The organism is Flagellimonas beolgyonensis, assembly GCF_003992615.1.
GTDB classification, from domain to species: Bacteria; Bacteroidota; Bacteroidia; order Flavobacteriales; family Flavobacteriaceae; genus Flagellimonas; species Flagellimonas beolgyonensis.
Genome location: NZ_RZMY01000006.1, coordinates 94,854 through 108,426 on the forward strand (window position 1 = coordinate 94,854; position 13,573 = coordinate 108,426).

Annotated in this window: 11 protein-coding genes; 5 read left to right on the plus strand and 6 right to left on the minus strand. The window is 43.2% G+C overall.

The window, feature by feature from the left end:
* Positions 1–239: 239 nt before the first annotated feature.
* The gene (locus tag EO131_RS04085; RefSeq protein WP_127019182.1) at positions 240–2,330 is read left to right on the plus strand and encodes a tetratricopeptide repeat-containing sensor histidine kinase; all 2,091 of its coding nucleotides are present in this window, start codon (positions 240–242) and stop codon (positions 2,328–2,330) included.
* Here EO131_RS04085 and bshB1 read toward each other — a convergent pair whose 3' ends face one another.
* The 4 genes from bshB1 to EO131_RS04105 form a co-directional block, all read right to left on the minus strand.
* On the minus strand, positions 2,331–3,053 hold the full coding sequence (bshB1, locus tag EO131_RS04090) for a bacillithiol biosynthesis deacetylase BshB1 (RefSeq protein ID WP_127019184.1): 723 nt from the start codon (positions 3,051–3,053) through the stop codon (positions 2,331–2,333).
* 4 nt (positions 3,054–3,057) lie between these two features.
* Positions 3,058–4,230, minus strand: a complete 1,173-nt coding sequence (locus EO131_RS04095; RefSeq protein WP_127019186.1) for a trans-sulfuration enzyme family protein — start codon at positions 4,228–4,230, stop codon at positions 3,058–3,060.
* Positions 4,231–4,265: 35 nt separating this feature from the next.
* Positions 4,266–5,675 carry an MATE family efflux transporter gene (locus EO131_RS04100; protein ID WP_127019188.1) on the minus strand — a complete coding sequence of 470 codons (1,410 nt, stop codon included), beginning with the start codon at positions 5,673–5,675 and terminating at the stop codon, positions 4,266–4,268.
* A gap of 171 nt (positions 5,676–5,846) precedes the next feature.
* Positions 5,847–9,023: a cytochrome c biogenesis protein gene (locus EO131_RS04105; protein WP_127019190.1), complete on the minus strand. Its 3,177-nt coding sequence runs from the start codon at positions 9,021–9,023 to the stop codon at positions 5,847–5,849.
* Between the two features lie 134 nt (positions 9,024–9,157).
* Between EO131_RS04105 and EO131_RS04110 the strand changes: the two genes are divergently transcribed.
* The 3 genes from EO131_RS04110 to EO131_RS04120 are packed head-to-tail and all read left to right on the plus strand — an operon-like array spanning position 9,158 to position 11,016.
* Positions 9,158–9,919 (plus strand): Rossmann-like and DUF2520 domain-containing protein, encoded by a 762-nt coding sequence (locus EO131_RS04110; protein ID WP_127019192.1) that lies wholly within the window; start codon positions 9,158–9,160, stop codon positions 9,917–9,919.
* On the plus strand, positions 9,903–10,430 hold the full coding sequence (locus EO131_RS04115) for a KdsC family phosphatase (protein WP_127019194.1): 528 nt from the start codon (positions 9,903–9,905) through the stop codon (positions 10,428–10,430). Before EO131_RS04110 ends, EO131_RS04115 begins: the two co-directional genes overlap by 17 nt.
* On the plus strand, positions 10,423–11,016 hold the full coding sequence (locus EO131_RS04120; RefSeq protein ID WP_127019196.1) for a Maf family nucleotide pyrophosphatase: 594 nt from the start codon (positions 10,423–10,425) through the stop codon (positions 11,014–11,016). Before EO131_RS04115 ends, EO131_RS04120 begins: the two co-directional genes overlap by 8 nt.
* Here EO131_RS04120 and EO131_RS04125 read toward each other — a convergent pair.
* Positions 11,013–11,243 (minus strand): ferredoxin, encoded by a 231-nt coding sequence (locus tag EO131_RS04125; RefSeq protein WP_127019198.1) that lies wholly within the window; start codon positions 11,241–11,243, stop codon positions 11,013–11,015. The genes EO131_RS04120 and EO131_RS04125 overlap by 4 nt on opposite strands.
* Positions 11,243–12,487, minus strand: a complete 1,245-nt coding sequence (locus EO131_RS04130) for a peptidase U32 family protein (RefSeq protein WP_127019200.1) — start codon at positions 12,485–12,487, stop codon at positions 11,243–11,245. The genes EO131_RS04125 and EO131_RS04130 overlap by 1 nt, the downstream gene beginning before the upstream one ends.
* A 113-nt stretch (positions 12,488–12,600) precedes the next feature.
* Between EO131_RS04130 and EO131_RS04135 the strand changes: the two genes are divergently transcribed.
* Positions 12,601–13,551, plus strand: coding sequence for a septum formation inhibitor Maf (locus tag EO131_RS04135; protein WP_241243786.1), 951 nt, complete (start codon positions 12,601–12,603; stop codon positions 13,549–13,551).
* Positions 13,552–13,573 lie beyond the last annotated feature (22 nt).

Here is a 13,573-nt window from a genome sequence, read left to right on the forward strand (position 1 = left end):
TTTTTGTATTGATTCATCCAAAATATTTTGAAACTTCCCTCCATTTATTTTTGACGATTTGAAAATTTACCTACACCCCTTTACCTAATCCACTCATTGCAACCTTTTTAACCAAACCGTCCAAATCATCGATGAAATGCATGTTTTTCAAGACCAAACACACTATTTTTGACGTTTCACAACAATAAATTCCCAATTTTCGCGTCTAAAATTACATTAGCCACAAATAGTTCAACCTTTTGCTGTCAGAAAAAAGTTTCACGTCCAAAAGCAATAACCTACTAACACTTCTAGTAGTGTTCTGGTGCGCGCTACTCTCTGTTACCACATTGAGTGCCCAAACCAGTAAAAGGGACAGTCTAGCCTATAGATTACACCGGTTGGAATCGACCCACACTTTTAACCCGAAAGATACGACCCATATCCATTTATTGCTGCGTCTTGCCTATTCTTACAGGTATCTTGACAATGACAGTTTGTATTCCATCTCCAAAAGAGCTTATGAATACAGTGACGCCATCGATTATAACTATGGTAAGATCAAGGGATTGGATGCCATGGCAGGCTACTATTACAACAAAGGGGAACGAAAAAAATCAATGCCACTGTTTAACCAAGCATTGGACCTGTCCAGAGAAATGGAAGATATCGAATCTGAAGTCGCCATTTTGAACACCTTGGCCCAAAACTATAGTTTTGAAGGCAACTACGCTGAGGCTTTGAACCTAAATCTTAAAGCAATAGATCTGGCCCGACAAATAAACCAACAGCAAATGCTTTCGGTACTCAACGAAAACATTGCCGGTCTATACGCCGATCAAAAGGATTTTAAGAACGCCCTTATGTTTTACGACACGGTTCAAAAAATCAATAGAGAGTTGGGCAACGAGGTGATTGATGCGGAAACACAGAGTAACATGGCTTCCTTATATAAGGATGCAAAGGATTATAAAAACGCCATGTTCAACATTAATAGGAGCATTAGCACTTTTGAAAAATACAAAGTATACGATTGGTTGGCGTATGCCTATGAGGTAAAAGGAGATATCTACCTCGACCAAGAAAAATACCAATGGGCACTATACTGGTACGATCAGAGCAATATGCTTTTTAATGATCAAATAGAGGACGATAGGATTAAAATTCAATTGCTGAACGGAATGGCCAAGGTGCATTTGGGTTTGGGTAGAGACAGTCTTTCCCATGTCTATGCACTAAAAGGCCTTGAACTTTCCAAACAGATAAAGGCACTTCAAGGACAAATCGATTGTTCCGAGACCTTGTACAAATTACATAAAAAGAAAGGTGAGGACACCCAGGCCCTAGCGTATCTCGAAACATTTAAATCCCTTTCGGATTCCTTGTTCAAGGACAAGAACAAGCAAAGTTTGTCTCTTTTGGAGACCAAATTGCATTATGAGCAGGAAAAACAGGAATTGATTGAAGCAAACCAAGTCGCTCTCGCCAAACAGCGTAATTATATTTATTTTTCCATTATCATCCTTTTGATTTTGAGTATCATAACCTTTGTGATTCGAAGGAGTGAGAAAATTCAAAAGCGACTGAACAAAAAACTCAAGGAAAAATCCCAAGCCGTTGCGGAGCGGGAAGCGGAGTTGCATGAAATCAACAAGACCAAAACCAAGTTGTTTTCCATAATTGGCCACGATCTTCGTGGTCCGATAGGAGCCTTGCATGGTCTATTGAACATGTTTACAGAAGGTGAAATAACAAAAAATGAATTCCTATCCTTCATTCCAAAGCTCAAGACAGATGTGGAGAACATATCGTTTACTTTGAACAATCTGCTTTCGTGGGGGCAAAACCAATTGAACGGTGTGGTCACCAAACCCAAAAGGGTATCGTTGGACAAAATTGTTGTCAGCAATATTCAGCTATTATCCGAATTGGCAGGAAGCAAATCGATAAAAATTATCAACCAATTACCGGAGAACCCCCTTATTTGGGCCGATCAGAATCAAATTGATATCGTTATCCGAAACCTGTTGAGCAATGCCATAAAATTCACTCCGGACAATGGACTTATTACTATTGAAGCAGAGGAAAAATCGGAAATGTTGCAAGTTTCCATTCGGGATACGGGTATCGGTATGAACGAAGAAATTCAAAAACAGATTTTCAAGAATTCCACCAATATTACCACCTACGGAACCAACAATGAAAAAGGTACAGGTCTTGGATTGTCACTGTGCAAGGAAATGGTCCTGAAAAACAAAGGTGAAATATGGTTGGAAAGTGTACCACGAAAGGGCACTACCTTCTTTTTTACCGTTCCCAAAGCCGAAAAAAGATACCAAAAGGCGAGTTGATCAAATCAGATCACCAAGACTATCTACAGCCACAAACCGTTCCACCGTAAATCCCTCTGCGTATTCTACACCTATAATCCGTCCTAGGTCCCTAGCACGATAATTGACACTATCGGTGAAGTTTTTGCTACTGATGGGTGTTTCGGGCTCATCGCTGTTGGGATCATAAAATTGGGAAGAATAGGCCATAATGGCTTCCGTCTTTTTCTCAATAAATCCTGAAACATCAACTACAAAATCAGGTTCCAAGTTTTTCCATTGGATGTAATGGTACACCACTTTGGGGCGCCAAGCCTCTTGCCAGACATCATCACCGTCCATTTTGGTGTCTATTTTAACCAAACCGCTTAAAAAACAAGCATCACTCACCAATTTACTGCCCCTGGCATGGTCGATATGACGATCATCCACTGCATTGCACAACACAATTTCCGGTCGATATTTGCGAATGATCTTGATCAGTTCCAACTGATGGTCCTTGTCATTCACAAAAAAACCATCGGCAAATTCCATGTTTTCACGCACGGCAATACCCAAAATTTTGGCGGCATTGGCGGCTTCCTTATCCCGTATCTCCGCGGATCCCCGGGTACCCAACTCACCTCGGGTCAGATCCACGATTCCTACCTTTTTTCCTTTGGAAACCTCTTTTGCAATGGTAGCCCCGGCTCCCAATTCGGCATCATCGGGGTGTGCGCCGAATACTAATATGTCTAATTTCATAATATTATGCAGTAACGGACATCGCCTTGACCTTTGCTATGGCCTGCTCAATGTCTGCTATTAAATCCTCCGTTTCTTCAATGCCCAGCGAAAACCGAATCAATGAATCCTTAATGCCTTGTTTGGCACGGTCCTCTGCGCTCATTAGCGCATGCGATGTTTTTGTCGGCGAAAGCATGGTGCTTTCAATCCCGGCCAAGCTCATGGACGGCTTAATAAGTTCCAATTGCTTGAAAAACAACGAGGTGTCAATGCTCGCGTTCAATTCAAAGGACAACATTCCACCGAATCCTTTCATTTGTTTTTTGGCCACGTCATGTCCGGGATGGGATGGCAATCCAGGATAATACACGTTGTCCACATCCTCACTTTGATACAGGTATTCCGCCATTTTCATTGCATTCTCGTTCTGTGCCCGAACGCGTAGCACCATGGTTTTGATACTACGTTCCAACAACCAAACGGTGTAATCGCTCAAACTTCCACCAAAACAAATTCCGGTCTGCCATACCTTATCCATATGCTCTTGCGATGCAGCAACCACGCCAGCACAAATATCGGAGTGACCCCCCATATATTTGGTGGCACTGTGAATCACCACGTCCACTCCCAAGTCAATGGGATTTTGGTTCACAGGACTTGCAAACGTATTGTCGATCATGGAAAGGATTCCTTTCTTTTTGGCCAAATTTGCCACCCCTTTAACATCGGTGATTGTCAACAAAGGATTGGATGGCGTTTCCAAGTACAACACTTTAGTGTTGGGTTGGATTTCTTTTTCAAAATCCTCAACTTCCCAACCTGTGGTAAACGAATAACTGATACCGAACCGTTCAAATTGGCTAACCGCAAAATGATAGGTACCTCCATAAATGGTCTGTTGCAGGACCACGTGGTCGCCTGCTTGCAAAAAGGTAATTAAAGCGGTGCTGACCGCCGCCATGCCACTGCCAAAAATCAAGGCAGCCTCGGCATGTTCCAAAGCTGCCAATTTTTTGCACAACGCCTCTTGGTTGGGCGTGTTGTAATATCGTGGGTATCGTTTTACATCAACATCATCAAACTGGTAGGAAGTGCTCATATATAGGGGAGACACCGCTCCTTTAAACTGCTTATCCTCCAATTCCCCTTCGTGGGTACAAACGGTATTTATTCCTTTGGTCTTGTTTGATTTCATATGGGTCAATCTTTAGGTTAAAGATACGAAACCCATCATACTTGTACCTGCTTCCAGTTTCCTTTTTTGAACCAGACCATGGCGATGATGGCCAGTACCACCTCGGCCAAGGTTATGGCCACAAATACACCGACTGCGCCCCATTCCAATACAATGGCAGCGGTATAGGCCAAGGGCAATTGGAACAACCAAAACGAGATCAGGTTTATCTTGGTCGGTGTGCGGGTATCCCCTGCTCCATTAAACGCCTGGCTAACCACCATGCCATAGGCATAAAAAATGTAGCCTGCGGCGATTACCTGCAAACAGAGGGCACCACTTTTGACCACTTCGGGCGTGGCATTGAACCAAGTGATGATACTCTTGGCAAAAATGAGATAGATCAAGGAAACAATCCCCATGAAAATGGCGTTGTACTTACCGGTTTTCCAGACTGAAATCTCCGCGCGGTCAGGTTGTTTGGCACCCAAATTTTGACCAACCAATGTGGCTGCGGCATTGCTCATGCCCCACGAAGGCATCAACGTAAACATCATTACCCGGATTGCGATGGTATATCCTGCCAATACCTCACTGCCGAACTCGGACATGATCCGCATCAAGAAAATCCAACTGGAAGTTCCGATCAAAAATTGGGCAATACCCCCTAAAGACACCTTGATCAAGTTAACCATAACCTTTAGGTTGATGACCAAATCTTGAAGCACCAGCTTGATTTTGCCCCAACCAAAAAATAGGATTCCCAATTGAAAGATTACGGCAGAACCCCTGCCAATGTTGGTGGCAATGGCCGCTCCCATTACCCCGTATTCGGGAATGGGCCCAAACCCAAAAATGAACATGGGATCTAGGATTATATTCAATCCATTGGAAAGCACCAAGGCCCACATGGCAATGGATGCATTTCCTGCTCCCCTAAAAATGGCATTGATCAGGAACAACAATACAACAGTGATATTGCCTCCGATCATAAATTTGGTGTAGCCAAAACCCTCTTCGATCAAATCGGGTTCGCCACCCATCAAGGCCAAAATATCCTTGGCATACAGAATACCAATGATACCGATGACAATCGAGATCATTACCCCCAAACTGATTGCCTGTACGGCGGCTATCCGTGCTCCCTGAACATCCTTTTCACCTATTCTACGGGCCACAACGGCTGTGGCCGCCATACTCAACCCGATGGCGAGTGCATAGACCAAGGTGATCACCGATTCGGTAAGCCCAATGGTGGCAACGGCATTAACGCTCACACTGGAGACATAGGCTATATCGACCAGGGCGAAAATGGATTCCATGAGCATTTCCAAGATCATGGGAATGGAAAGCATAAAAATGGCCTTACGAATGCTCCCGGAGGTAAATTCGGTTTCCTTTCCGGATACAGCTATCCAGAAATATTGAATAAGTTTTTTAAAAGAGATGGTATTGTGATGTGTCATTGTAAAAGAATTATGTGTGGAAAAAGTATGGTAATGTCAGTACAACCCAGAAGTGTTTGGGTTACTTTTTTGGCGTAAAGCCAATGGTGACATCTATCGCGTACATAATTCTTATAACTTCATGATGAAGCAAAGATGCAATTTTTTTTCGAAGTTGAAAGAAATTTTTAATTATTTGGCGAAGTGCACTTTATAACGCCAATAACTGATTCCTCCCAATATGAACACACCAATTACCGTATACCACACAAAAGAAGGTGTGATTACTTGGTCTCCACTGGCATAACTATGAAGCCCCACCAAATAGAAATTAACCCCAAAATAGGTCATCATAATACTGGCGAAGGCCAAAATGGAGGCAAAGTTGTATGCCCATTTACCTCTTAAACCCGGCACTAAACGCATATGTAGCACAAAGGCGTACACCATTATGGATATCAATGCCCAAGTTTCTTTGGGGTCCCAACCCCAATAACGGCCCCAGCTTTCATTGGCCCATTGACCGCCCAAAAAGTTTCCTATGGTCAACATAACCAACCCGGCCGTTAAGGCCAATTCGTTGATCACGGTAAGCTCTTTGATATTAAGATCCATTCGCTTCTTGTTCTTCTCGGTGGTCAATACCATCAACAATAAACTGACCACACCCAAGATCATCCCCACGGTAAATGGACCATAGCTACCAACAATGACTGCAACGTGAATCATCAACCAATAACTGTCCAATACAGGTACCAAATTGGCAATGGCGGGGTCTACCCAACTTTGGTGGGCAATCCATAACAACATGGAAGTCACAAACGCACTGGCCGCAATGGTCAATTCACTTTTACGTCCCAACGCCAAACCAATGCCCATGGTGGCCCAAGAAACATACAGAATACTTTCGTAGGCGTCACTCCAAGGGGCGTGCCCCGAAATATACCAACGTAGTACCAACCCAATGGTGTGCCAAATAAAGAACAGAATGATGGTGCCCTTCAACAAATAGGCAAAGGCATCCAAGAACTTTCTTTCCTTAAAAATCTTGGCGATAAGTACAAAGAACAAGAGCACCCCGACCATGGCGTAGTACCTGTACAATCGGTTAAACAGATCCAGTTTGTTGTAAATGATCTCGGTCTTTATTTTGTTGTCGGACGGCAATACTTCAAAACCGTGGTTTTTCTGGTTCTGTTTAAAAGCCTCCAAAAATTGGTCCGGCTGGGTATAATCTCCTGTTTGTATCGATTTTTGTAGGGTATTCAAATAAAATGGAATGGAATTCCTGATGAAATTGGCGTACAAGGAGTCTTGCACTTGATACTCACCTGATCGATATTCCATGGCTGAGATCCATTTATTGTTCTCATCATCCAACAAGGGAAATATTTTGACCATATCACCAAAAAGGGCCATGTTCAATAGGCTCAACCGCTCCCCTACTTTTTTAAAATCTTTTTCAAAATTGGAGGGATTGTTGGTTGCGGTCGCTTTTTCCAGATACGGACGTAACTTGTATTGGTTGTTGGCATCAAAGAAATCCGTCGCTTTCACAAACTCTGTGGCTTCCGGTACTCCGATCACTTTCCGAATACTGTCATTTTCCTTTTTTCCCAAGGCAATAAACTCCACATTGTACCATGCGCCTGGATTCAACATCATACTCAGGAAAACCTGGTCAGATGTCATATCGCTATAAGTGTTCTTCCCACTTAACTTTCGCAACAATTCCGAAGCAAAAGTATTTATGGGTTTCATTCTACCATTTTCATCTTGGATAATCAAGGCGCCGAACTTTTCGGCATGCTCCTTGGCAACTTTTGTATTTTGAATGACCGAATCCACTTGTGCTTGGGTAGGAGCTACCAAATGATCGTGATCCGTTGTCGGAGTCTGGGTCTGCCCATAGGATCCAAGTGTTACCAAAAGTGTCCCAATAGCGATAAGGGCCTTCTTTTTTTCTTTAATCTTTTCGAGCATTTGTTGCAGATCCTTAAAGCGGGTTTCTCCAAAGAACATGATACCCATCAGTCCAATGTACAACAAGAAATACCCAATGTAGGTGATCCAAGTGCCCCAAAAGTCATGGTTTACGGAAAGGATGGTCCCCTTCTCATCTGGGTCAAAACTGGCTTGAAAAAAGCGATACCCCTTGTGGTCCAAAACATGGTTCATGAAAATATCATAATCGAACGAACGCTCATCGTGAACGGTAATTTTGCTCATGAACGATTTGTAACCTACTTCGGTACCCGGATATTTTTCCGCGATAAAATCATTCAGTTCGATGGAAAACGGCAATTCATAAATTTTGGAACCATAACTCATTGAAAAGTCCAATCCTCCCACTGTAATGGGTTCCGAAAAGTTGGTGGTGCCCTTGCTGCCCAAAAGCTTTGCTTCCTTGGTTTCCCCATTGGCCGAAATGGCCACTACCAAGGCATCTTGGGTCACCTTGGTTATTTCCTCGTCCGGAACTTTTACAATGCCATAACTTCCTTTTATGATGGGGTCGGGAATTACAAACTGCATGCCGGCCATGTTGTACAACGACCGAAGTTGCAAGGGTTGGATGCTATCGTTAATCACTTCGCCCTGGAACTGGTCCGCCATGCGCATAAAATTTCCTTCGAACGGCGATTTGATTCGAAAACCATTTTCGGCATCATAATAAATATTTACCGCACCTTCAGTTTCATTGTTCAGGGCAAAAAGCACATTATGGATACTGGCCACTTTGCCATTTTCGAGATAATGCTCATGACGTTGACCATTGCCCGCCTCTACTATTTGAAGAAACTCCGTACCATTTTCATCTGGAATCAACCCTTTTTTAGCACCGTGGATAAAATCAACATACGAAATGGTGAAGGGCTGTCCGTTAAAATCGGATTTCCATGGTAAACTGCTCCGCATACCTTCTGGAGTGACCAAAATGGCATCCTCCAACACCCGCCGTCTAGCTTCCCCATTAATGTCTCCATCAACAAAAGCGGTCAAGTAGGTCTTATCCGAATAAATTCTGTTCTCTGTTGCTCCTTCCCGAATGGGCATCATCCCCTCATAACTGATATATCGGGTAACAAATGCCCCAACAATGATGAGTATCCAAGATAGGTGTAGCAGTAGTACGGGCCATTTTTTCCAACTGAGCAGTCGATATCGATAAATATTCCCGAAAAAATTGATTACAAAAAAGACCATGATGGCCTCAAACCAAGTGGCGTTATAAATGTAAATTCGGGCTGTTTCGGTACTGTACCAACTTTCCACAAAGGTACCCATGGCCATTGCCGCAGCAAAAACCACAAATAGTACAGCCATAAGTCTTGTGGAGAACAGGGTCTTTTTAAGAATGTCGATCATGGAAATTCAGTCTGCTTTCGGCTTGCAAAAATACGGCCTTTTTGCAACTTACTTCGATTTGAATGGGATAAATAATGCTAGATAATTGTTAATTCCCATTACGCTCCATATACGGTAAATTTGTAGTTTTGGCCATGCTCAACGTAGTTCTTTTGGGGACCGGAAACCTTGCCCGGCACTTGTTCGAGGCCTTTTCCAGTGCGAAAGGGGCCAAAATTATACAGGTGGTGGGCCGAAACTTGAACGATTTGTCCTGGTTTTCCCATCATTGTGCCGTTTCCAACGATTTTACCGAAATTTTTACAGCAGATGTATATCTCATTGCCGTTAAAGACGACGCCATTGGGGAAGTATCCGGCTTCCTTGCCGAAAAAAAAGGCATTGTGGCCCATACTTCGGGTGCCATGGAATTGGATGTTATTAAAGCCGCAAAAAAAGGGGTGTTATATCCACTTCAGACGTTTAGCAAAGGGCGAACCATCCAGTTTAAGAACATTCCTATTTGTGTTGAAGCAAGCGACAATGAATCCTTGGAAGTGTTGACCCAATTGGGAAGATGCGTGTCTGAAAACGTACAGGAAATAGATTCCGTCCAACGAAAAAAATTGCATCTTGCAGCGGTTTTCGTGAACAATTTCACCAATTACCTTTATAGTGTAGGTGAATCGCTTTGCCTTGAAAATGATGTTTCTTTTGAACTTTTGAAACCATTGATTTTGGAAACCGCACAAAAAGTGCAGACCATGTCGCCCAAAAAAGCGCAAACGGGACCCGCAAGAAGAAATGATCAAGAAAGCATGCAAATGCACTTGGAGTTATTGACCGATGAACATAAAAAAACACTGTATACACTTTTGAGCACTGCCATAAAAGAAACCTATGAAAAAGAACTATAAAGAACTATTGGGCAACATTACCACCTTCGTTTTTGATGTGGATGGCGTATTTACCGATGGCACCGTGTTGATCACCACCAATGGTGAATTGTTACGTAAAATGAGCGTAAAGGATGGTTACGCGTTAAAAACGGCCATTCAAAAAGGGTATAATGTCTGCATCATCACCGGGGGCACCAATGAAGGGGTAAAGGAACGTTTGAAAGGCCTTGGTGTAACCGATTTTTATATGGGGGCCCATCATAAACAGGACCCTTTGGAAGAGTATTTGGACATCTACAACATCGATCCCAACACGGTGGTGTATATGGGCGATGACCTGCCGGATATCCCTCCCATGAAAATGGTGGCTTTGGCTGCAGCCCCGCAAAATGCGGTGCCCGAGGTAAAGGCCATTTCCGACTACGTATCCCACAAAAACGGTGGCGAAGGCTGTGTGAGGGACATTATTGAGCAGGTATTGAAGGTTCGCGGCGATTGGAACGATAATTTCAGTGCCAAAAATGACTGAGAATCCGTTAAAACAAAAGTTACAGGGATACCATCTTATTTTAGGGTCAGGTTCGCCCAGACGTAAGCGATTTTTTGAAGACTTGGGCCTTGAGTTTGAGGTACGGCCCAAATCCGTGGATGAAATCTATCCAACGCATTTGCAAGGCCAAGAAATTTCCGAATACTTGGCCCAATTGAAAGCTGAACCCTTTAAACAAGAACTACGGCCACAGGATCTCGTGGTTACTTCCGACACCGTGGTTTGGTATCAGGGTCAATCCTTGGCAAAAGCGGAAACGCCCGAAGAAGCCTTTCAAATGCTGCGCACCCTTTCTGGAGATTGGCACGAAGTGATTACCTCTGTTTGTTTCACGACTCACAGTTTCCAAAAAGTGGCGAGTGCCATTACCATGGTCAAATTCAAGGAATTTAGTGATGCCGAAATCAATTTTTACATTGAACAGTGCCAACCGTTCGACAAAGCAGGAGCTTATGGCATTCAAGAATGGATCGGCATGATCGGCATTTCCGAAATTAAAGGATCGTATACCAACGTAGTGGGGCTACCCACCCATTTGGTATATGAAACCCTGATGTCGCTTTAAGTTTTTTTAACCGAAATAATTTTTACTGGACATGCCTTGGAAGCCTGTTCACAATTATCGAAGATGCCCTCGTCGTGGGATTTAATCGTGAAAAAACCTTTTTTGTTCTTGGAATGCAACAACACCGATTTACCGTCTTTTTTGGACATGGCAAACTGCTCGGGAGCCATTTCCACACAGTAATTGCACCCGATGCACTTATCGCGCTGCAAGGTTATTACCACCATTAGGCCTCGACCTTATTTTCTACAATCTTGTATAGTTTATCCGATGGTCTGATGCGAAAATCCAATGGTATGGTCACTGAGTCGCCTTTTTTACCCGTGGAAAGTTCGGCGTCGTTCACCAACATTTCGGTCACCTTCATTTCCTTGGCACCGGTTGTGGGACCGGTAATCAAAATGGTGTCGCCAATGGATATGTCATAAGCCTCTATCTTGAATTCCCCAATATTGGTCTTTGGGAAAAAGTGGGCTCCTTTTCCAATGTAAAGCTTCTTTTGGGTCGCCGAGGAACCTGGAATTTTGCTCCATTCTCCCAATTTTTGTCCCAAATAGTACCCGCTCCAAAAGCCACGATTGTATACTTTTTCCAATTCCTGCATCCAAGTGATGACCTTCTCTTTATCATAGGTACCATCATATAGGCTATCGATGGCTTGTCGGTAACATTTGATCACCTTGGCCACATATTCGGGGGCTCTGCCCCTACCCTCAATTTTTAGGACCTTTACACCGGCATCGGCCACTTGATCCAAGAAATCGATGGTGCACAGATCTTTTGGGGACATGATGTATTCATTGTCCAGTTCCATTTCGAATCCGGTTTCCTGGTCGATAACGGTATATTTTTTACGACAGTTTTGTTTACAAGCACCTCGATTGGCCGAAGAATTGTACGAATGTAAGCTCATGTAGCATTTCCCTGAAACAGCCATGCATAGCGCACCATGGCCAAAAACCTCGATTTCCACCAAACGGCCTGAGGGTCCCTTGATCTGTTCTTTTTCAATCAGTTCAGTAATTTTCTTTACCTGGCGTAGACTAAGTTCCCGACTGAGGACCATAGTATCCGCAAAAAGCGCATAAAATTTAACGGTCTCAATATTGGTCACATTGATCTGCGTAGAAATATGAATTTCCAATCCAAGTTCACGTGCAGCGGCGATCACGGCTTGATCCATAGCGATAATGGCCGTAAGATCGGCTTCCTTGGCTTTCTTCAACAAGGTTTTAACGATGGAAAGATCGTGGTCGTAAATAATGGTGTTCAAGGTCAGGTAGGTTCGTACCCCCTTCGCCTTGCACCTTTTGGAAATTTCGGGAAGGTCGTCCAAAGTGAAGTTTATGGAGGCCCTGGCTCGCATGTTCAACTGCTCCACCCCAAAATAAACAGAATCCGCTCCATTGTCCAAAGCCGCCTGCAAGGATTCAAAATTACCTGCGGGCGCCATCAACTCGATCTGCTGCATACCTTATTTAGCTTATCAATTATTTTGCAAAACTACGGTTTTAGCTTGCATTACAAAAAGTTAAGTTTCCCAGAAGTTGAATTTTAGTTTTTATTTTTGAAAAAAAGGCAATCATGAAACCCATCTTCCACAATTTCAAATTAATTCACATTTTATGCTGTACCAGCCTTGTTTTTGGTTGTGCTGAAAAATCGAATATCCCAACTGAAGAAAAATCAGAAAATTCCAAAGCGGTTAAAATAGCGGAAACACCCAAGAAACCACTTTCGTCCGATTTTAAAAGTTATTGGTATGCTGGTGAAGCAGAACTCACTTCCTACACGCTTGAGCAAGCCCGATATGGCGAGTTACGGGATGGCAAAGCGGTACTCATTTACGTAACAGAACCCTTTTTACCCGAAAAGCAGGTGAAGGCCAATGGGCAAAACCCAGAAAATATATCGGTTTTGAAATTGAATGCCACCAAAAAGTTTTTAACGGGTATTTATCCCTACTCCATCATGAACAGTACTTTCTATCCGGTGTATGATAACCAACATGCATTAAAGACCAGCTTGTCGGTCCAGGAATGGTGTGGGCATGTGTATTCCCAAATCAACAATCGTGAACAGTTTGAGTTTACCTCACATTCCTATTTTGAAGGGGAAGCCGATCAACACTTCAATATGGACAAAGCGATTTTGGAAAACGAAATATGGACCAAGGTCCGCATTGATCCAACGGATTTGCCAACCGGGGAACTCGAGGTGATTCCAGCCTTGGAATTTATTCGTCTGGGCCATAAAGAATTGAAGGCCTACCAAGCCATGGGCAGTATTTCCGAAAAAGATGGAATAACCACCTACATTTTAACCTATCCTGATTTGGAACGCACCCTGATCATCAATTTTACCACTGATTTCCCTTACTCCATTGAAAGTTGGACCGAAGAGTTTAAAAGTGGTTTTGGTCCCAATGCCAAACTATTGACCACAAAGGCTACCAAATTAAAACGAATGAAAACAGCGTATTGGGGTCAAAATAGTAACCAAGATCTATTCTTAAGGGATAGTTTGGGCCTTTAACCCTTACAGTTACTGCATATGT

What these genes read in the sequence shown, in the direction of transcription:
- bshB1 (WP_127019184.1), bottom strand. Translation starts at nt 3,053, where the DNA reads ATGAAATTAGACATATTAGTATTCGGCGCACACCCCGATGATGCCGAA.
- EO131_RS04095 (WP_127019186.1), bottom strand. Translation starts at nt 4,230, where the DNA reads ATGAAATCAAACAAGACCAAAGGAATAAATACCGTTTGTACCCACGAA.
- EO131_RS04100 (WP_127019188.1), bottom strand. Translation starts at nt 5,675, where the DNA reads ATGACACATCACAATACCATCTCTTTTAAAAAACTTATTCAATATTTC.
- EO131_RS04105 (WP_127019190.1), bottom strand. Translation starts at nt 9,023, where the DNA reads ATGATCGACATTCTTAAAAAGACCCTGTTCTCCACAAGACTTATGGCT.
- EO131_RS04110 (WP_127019192.1), top strand. Translation starts at nt 9,158, where the DNA reads ATGCTCAACGTAGTTCTTTTGGGGACCGGAAACCTTGCCCGGCACTTG.
- EO131_RS04115 (WP_127019194.1), top strand. Translation starts at nt 9,903, where the DNA reads ATGAAAAAGAACTATAAAGAACTATTGGGCAACATTACCACCTTCGTT.
- EO131_RS04120 (WP_127019196.1), top strand. Translation starts at nt 10,423, where the DNA reads ATGACTGAGAATCCGTTAAAACAAAAGTTACAGGGATACCATCTTATT.
- EO131_RS04125 (WP_127019198.1), bottom strand. Translation starts at nt 11,243, where the DNA reads ATGGTGGTAATAACCTTGCAGCGCGATAAGTGCATCGGGTGCAATTAC.
- EO131_RS04130 (WP_127019200.1), bottom strand. Translation starts at nt 12,487, where the DNA reads ATGCAGCAGATCGAGTTGATGGCGCCCGCAGGTAATTTTGAATCCTTG.
- EO131_RS04135 (WP_241243786.1), top strand. Translation starts at nt 12,601, where the DNA reads ATGAAACCCATCTTCCACAATTTCAAATTAATTCACATTTTATGCTGT.